We start from the raw sequence: 6047 nt of genomic DNA, 5'->3' as shown, positions 1-6047 counted from the left end.
ATTTAGGTAAAATGAGTAATGTCAAAAATCAATAAGCACAAGAAAGAAATTTGAATTGAATGAAGAAAACCGAAACATGAAACCCATTTATACATTACAAATGTATGCTTCTATCAATTTAGGTTACAAAAGAAATCATAGTATCATTAACGGTTCTCGGGAAAGTTTCCCTCCCGCAACAAGCTGCAGGGTATTCGACTGAAATAATGGAAAGTCTCAAATATTTACGTTTGAAACTATAACTTGTTTTTAAAAATATAATTAATTCATGAGTGTAATATAACATCCATACGCTATCTACTGCTACAATATCCTATTTGTCTATTAAAGAGCATCATTTCTCAAGAAATCCGGTATCACAAAAAAGCGATTCCAAGTCTCTCTGAATAGACTCTTCTTCTGGTTTTGACAACTTGGCATCGAGAGCATCTGTAATCACATCATCAGGGTCATTTGCGGCAATTCGTGACTTTGACGCCATGTAGTGACGTTTTTTCGTCTCACTTTGAGTATTTCCGCAATTTTACGATCTGACAGCCCCAGGTCATATAGCTCACGTATCTCCCAGTGTCGTCTTACACGATTCGACGCAAGCCCCAGATGGTGGCGTATTCTGAAGACAACCGATTGAGAAATGTCGATAGCTTTACCAATCTCGACATCACTCATGCCCGCGCAGTAGAGCCGTTTTAACTCATCAATATCAATGTCATTCCGCTTGATCAGTCTAGGCTTCTGCCTGAATAGCCCTAGAAGTCGACGGCGGTTAGAAATTGTTCTATCACAAACACCAAAGAGTTTGCCGATCTCAGCATCGCTAAGACCTTCAGCAAAGAGTTTTTTGAGTTCATCGACATTTGTTTTTTTCAATGTGTATCCTGAAGCAACGGTTTTCTTCTTTATAGCCTTTCCCACAAGGCTTTCCAAAAATTCGGTATCACTAAAAAGCGATTCCGAGTCTCTCTGAATAGGCTCTTCTTCGGGTTTTGACAACTCGGCATCGAGCGCATCAGTAATCGCGTCATCCGGATCATTCGCGGGAAGCTCGTGGTTTCGACGCCATGTAGCAACGCTTTGTTTGCTCGCTATAATTATTCTCGCAATTTGTCCATCAGACATTCCGGCGTCATATAGTTCTCGCTTCTTCTCGTGTAACCGGCCATGATTTGGAGCAAGCCCTAGCTGGTGACGTGTTTCTTTGACCATCTCAAGATATACACCAAGTGCTTTGCTGATATTTTTATCACTCATGCCTTCGGAATACAGCCTTTTGAATTCATCCATATTTATGTTGTAGAACCTGATCTGCTGCTTGCGCCGGTATAAACCTAAATCGCGACGTCTTTCATACACTGTATAAGCACTAACACCGAAAACGGCGCCAATTTCTTCATCTGTGTGCCCTTCGGCAAAAAGACTTTTTAATTCCTCTATGTCAACGTGTTTCCGACCTAATACCTGTGGAGGCAACCCTAGATCATTGCGTATTTTACGTGCCGTGTCACGGCATATATTGAGAGCATTTGCGATCTTTTTATCATTCAAGCCTTCTGAATGAAGCTGTTTGAACTTTTCTATGTTAGAGGCTGTGTTATTCCACTTTTTCCACCTGCATAAACCTAAAATTTGGCGGTTTTTGAAAACTGTCTTCTCATTTACGCCAAAGACGGAGCCAATCTCCTTGTCGCTAAGACCTTTCGCGTAGAGCTTTTTGAGTTCATCATTATCTATAACTTCGGCTACTACAGGTCTTCGGCCTTTCGCAAGTGATGGCAGCCCTAAATTACAGCGTATTTTGCGTGCAATGTCTTGAGACAAACCAAGAACATTTGCAATTTCCTTGTTGGTCATGCCTTCAGCATGGAGCCTTTTGAACTCTTCTATATCGACATTTAGTTTTTTCAATCTGCGCACCTTGAGAAAATGAACTACCATTCACCCGGAAGAACAAAATCGGGTTTATTATACTAGTGCATTGATTCCAAAGTATGTTCACAAACCTGAAATTTTGAATCTATCTATCGATCAACGGATTTCCCACTAATAATTGATGTATTTTGGAATCGATACACTAGATTTTGGAACTGAGTTACAAATTCCTGAACTGAATACAGATGGATATGAGTATAAACAACAGAATTTGGTTGTGTCCGTGAGTCATTGATAAAATCTGAAAAACGAGTATACCTCCCATTTTTGGGAAAATTGTATAGAGATTTCTATACATATGATACTCGATAACTAACGGACACTACCGAGAATCTGTTTACCCCGGAACTTCTATAAGAAAGGCCTTAAATGGCCTTTCCGTCTCTTTCACCGGTCCTTATCCTTACGGCCATTTCAACAGGTAAGACAAATATCTTACCATCTCCGATGTTTTCAGTCCGGGCGGAGCTAACGATGGTATCGATGACCTTATCCACGTCTTCATCGTTTACAGTCAGCTCGATCTTTACCTTCTGCAAGAGATCAACCCGGTACTCCTGCCCCCTCCATTGCTGGATAATGCCTTTTTGCTGGCCACGGCCTTTTACGTCAGTGATGGTGAGGCTATTGAAGCCGACATCTTCAAGCGATCTCTTCACTTCTTCAAGCTTTGTGGGCCTGACGATTGCTTCTATTTTCTTCATGTTGCTCCCTCTTATTTTGCCTCGACCGCTACCGGCTCATGCATGTAAACCGGCTCCAGGCTTTTATGCATTCCAGTCTCGGGGATATCCCCCACATAGCCCGGGCAACCCATCTCGGGCACGTCGAGCCCCCCGATTTCGACCTCGGGGCTCACACGCATCGGCGTGATCAAGTTGATCAGCTTATAGGTGATAAATGCCAGTCCACCAACCGCGATAAAGTTGGTAGCTACACCGATGAACTGTGCTGCAAATTGCAAAGGCTGGCCGTAGAACAAACCGGTCACTGCTCCAGGCACGCCATTCCAGCCGAAACCATAGCTGCCGTCCGCGAACAATCCCAGGGCGAGACAGCCCCATGCGCCGTTGACCAGGTGTACGGAGACAGCACCGACCGGGTCGTCGATCTTTAGCTTCCTCTCGACGAAGAAGACCGCTTCGACGACGAGAATTCCCGAAACAAGGCCGATGATCGAGGCGCTGATCTGGTTGACGAACGCACAGGGTGCGGTAATAGCGACAAGCCCTGCTAGCATGCCGTTACATGCCATGCCTGGGTCCGGCTTTTTCGAGCGAACGCTCCACATCCATGCCACGGACATGACAGCACCGGTCGCCGAAGCCAGCATTGTATTTGTGGCTACGATGGCTATTCTCAGATCGCCGCCTGCCATGGTCGAGCCCGCGTTGAAACCGAACCAGCCAAAAGCCAGAATGAATGTTCCGATTATGGCCATCGGAATACTGTGACCTGGTATGGCATTGACTGAACCGTCTTTGTTATACTTGCCTATGCGCGGCCCGATCAGCCATGCGCCTACCAGGCCGATCATTCCTCCGGTCATGTGCACCACCGACGAGCCCGCGAAGTCCACGTGACCGTGTCCCAGACCGAAATTAACGCCAAGTTGAGCTAGCCAACCTCCGCCCCAGACCCAGTTACCGAAGATCGGATATATGACGGCACCGATCATAAACCCCATGATACAGAAAGATAAGAATTTCCAGCGCTCGGCCAATGCTCCGGTCGGGATCGTCGCGGTCGTATCCATGAAGACCATCTGAAATAAGAATAATGTGAATACACCCACATCGTACGTGCCGATCAGCCCGAACCCGGTCATGCCAAAGAGGCCGAACTGATGCCCCAGAAGGCTGATCGAGAACTCATTGTTAAGCCCTGTATAGCCTCCCAGGGTGGCAAGCGGGCCGATGCCTCCGAACATGATGGCAAAGCCTGTGACGAAGAATCCCAGCATGCCCAGCGGATACACAAGTAAGTTCATGGCCATCGTATGTGCAACATTCTTCACGCGGACGAACCCCGTCTCGACCATCGCGAACCCGGCCTGCATGAACATGACCAGGAAACCCGCGAACAATGTCCACATAATATTTATGGCCACGGTGTTATGCCCTGTAGCGCTGGCTACGTCCGCTAAAGAAGGCGCGGCTCCCGGCGTGCTCGACGTGACATAGCTGGAATAATCCGTATTAGTTCCCGTAGGGTCCGCCGGCTGGTCCGCCATCGCTATGGCCGGAAAAGCAACGGCCATGATTAATAGTATAAAAACAGCTTTCGCCAGAAGAGATGTCAGGTTCAGCGTACGCTTCATTTTTGCGGTCAATTTGCCATCTACTACTTGGTCACTATCTTGTGTTTGATTCAATGGGTTAGATCCTCCTTAAAAATTAATTACCAAGAAGAGATTTCGGCTCTTTGTTAATTTTGTTTGATCCACACAATAAGAAAAGAGCCGTAATTCCTTTTTTTATTGGATATCACTTGTACAACCGGCAATAAACTGGGGACTTATTTATATTTAAGGGTTTCTTCGTAGTCCAGCAAATAGCTTATATTACCGGTAATGCACTGGTGACTTAATTATATTTAATAATTTGCATATTACAAATGATTATTAAGTATGATAATTATATTTGGAGTTATAAAACTTGTTTATATTTTTATTATTATATAAAAAACACACTTAAAAACAGTAGTAATAGGCTTTTTAAGATCCGAAGTAATTCTAGATATTTTAAAATCCACGTAATTCCGAGCAGTAAACTGACAATGCACCGGTAACCTAACTAAATTTAAATATATTTGTATTGTTAGATATTATTTGTATTGCCGGTAATTCGCTGGTGACTCAATTATATTTAAATATTCTCCTGTGGTGTCCTACAGTACCTTTAGTACCAGCAATAGACTGGAGACTTACTTTTATTTAAATATTTCTCTTTTGTCGCTATACTTCATCTGCAAAACCGGAAATTTAGAAGAGATTTCATACTATTAAAAAATATTTTATTTCAAAAATGTTTTGGAAACGATTATTAGTTTTTAATTTAATAAAATTTTTTCAATGTAATTATTGCCAATGCAAAAAAACAATCTCAAAACAGCATAAATAGGAGTCTTTATAATAAAAGTCATTTAGGAATCTCACCATTCATATAACCCCTTGAAGCATGCGTCCTGCTATTAATACCAGACACAATGTCAAAATCTAGTTATTTTTGCATTTTTTGATTGAAATCGTGAATTTCCAGGAAGAATTCAGTCTTCAATAAAATTCCATTTTCGAGATCTTCTGGCATCAATCAATAGTTCACGTTCAAAGAATTGTGATCTTTTTTAAAAGATAGTGATTTTTGATTTTACGTTCATCACGAGATTTTGACATTGCGTCTGAATGGAGCAACTATTATATTTTCCTGTGATTGAAAACCCATCAAATTTAAAGAGGATACTTTGAACTTAATAAAAATAGCAGTGTTAAGGGTAGTTTTCCGGAGGTTCACAGGAGTTTCCCCCTGACAACCATCAACTCCTCAAAAGAAACTTTTTTCCTTACGATAATATCGATCTCGAACCCAAGACCTTTCATTTTCTCCTTAACAGCATCCAGCCCGGTAATTGATGAGATAAGCACAAGAATCATTCCTCCTGGCTTGAGATAGTTCCTTACCTCATCTAAAAATCGGTCCAGGGTCTCTCTCCCACTGGTTCCGCCGTCAAAAGCATAGTTCAGCCAGCCCGGAACTTTTTCTTCCCCGGAAGTGGGTAGATAGGGCGGGTTAAACAGAATAAGATCAAAGTGGGTTTCCGGGCTTCCTGATCTGACTCCTCTGAAAAGGTCGGTACGGATTACCTCCACACCGTTTGCTTTCGCACAGCGGGCGGCATGGGGATTAATTTCTGTGGCGACCAGACGGATGTCTTTCAGGTTTGCAAGGAGTACGGCAGATATGAAGCCCGCACCTGTCCCGACTTCAAGGATACGCATGCCTGGCCCTGCTTCTTTAAGGGCTGCGTCGGCGAGTAAAAAAGAGTCTTCTGCAGGCTCATAGACATGGTCTGCGTCCCCTAGCTTGACCCGGGCTTTTCCGTATTCTATTTCGACCATA

At 43.5% G+C, this 6047-nt stretch carries 4 protein-coding genes; all 4 read right to left on the bottom strand.

All coding sequences use genetic code 11. The features are described 5' to 3' along the window. Nucleotides 1–435 precede the first annotated feature (435 nt). A complete protein-coding gene (locus tag RG963_RS11340) occupies nt 436–1905 on the bottom strand; it encodes a hypothetical protein (RefSeq protein ID WP_310576392.1) in 1470 nt (489 codons plus the stop codon). Nucleotides 1906–2294: 389 nt separating this feature from the next. Continuing rightward, nucleotides 2295–2633 carry a P-II family nitrogen regulator gene (locus RG963_RS11335; protein ID WP_310576391.1) on the bottom strand — a complete coding sequence of 113 codons (339 nt, stop codon included), beginning with the start codon at nt 2631–2633 and terminating at the stop codon, nt 2295–2297. An 11-nt stretch (nt 2634–2644) separates the two neighbouring features. Continuing rightward, complete coding sequence (locus tag RG963_RS11330) at nt 2645–4303, bottom strand: ammonium transporter (RefSeq protein ID WP_310576390.1); 1659 nt, start codon at nt 4301–4303, stop codon at nt 2645–2647. A 1134-nt stretch (nt 4304–5437) separates the two neighbouring features. Then, nucleotides 5438–6046, bottom strand: coding sequence for a HemK2/MTQ2 family protein methyltransferase (locus tag RG963_RS11325; RefSeq protein ID WP_310576389.1), 609 nt, complete (start codon nt 6044–6046; stop codon nt 5438–5440). Between the last annotated feature and the right edge of the window lies 1 nt (nt 6047).

Source organism: Methanosarcina baikalica, from assembly GCF_031461075.1.
Lineage (GTDB): Archaea > Halobacteriota > Methanosarcinia > Methanosarcinales > Methanosarcinaceae > Methanosarcina > Methanosarcina baikalica.
Note: the sequence above shows the minus strand (reverse complement) of the source record. Positions and strands in the feature narration are given on the sequence as shown.

Excerpts from the sequence above, each read along its gene's own strand:
- RG963_RS11335 (WP_310576391.1), bottom strand. The coding sequence starts at position 2,633 with ATGAAGAAAATAGAAGCAATCGTCAGGCCCACAAAGCTTGAAGAAGTG.
- RG963_RS11325 (WP_310576389.1), bottom strand. The coding sequence starts at position 6,046 with ATGGTCGAAATAGAATACGGAAAAGCCCGGGTCAAGCTAGGGGACGCA.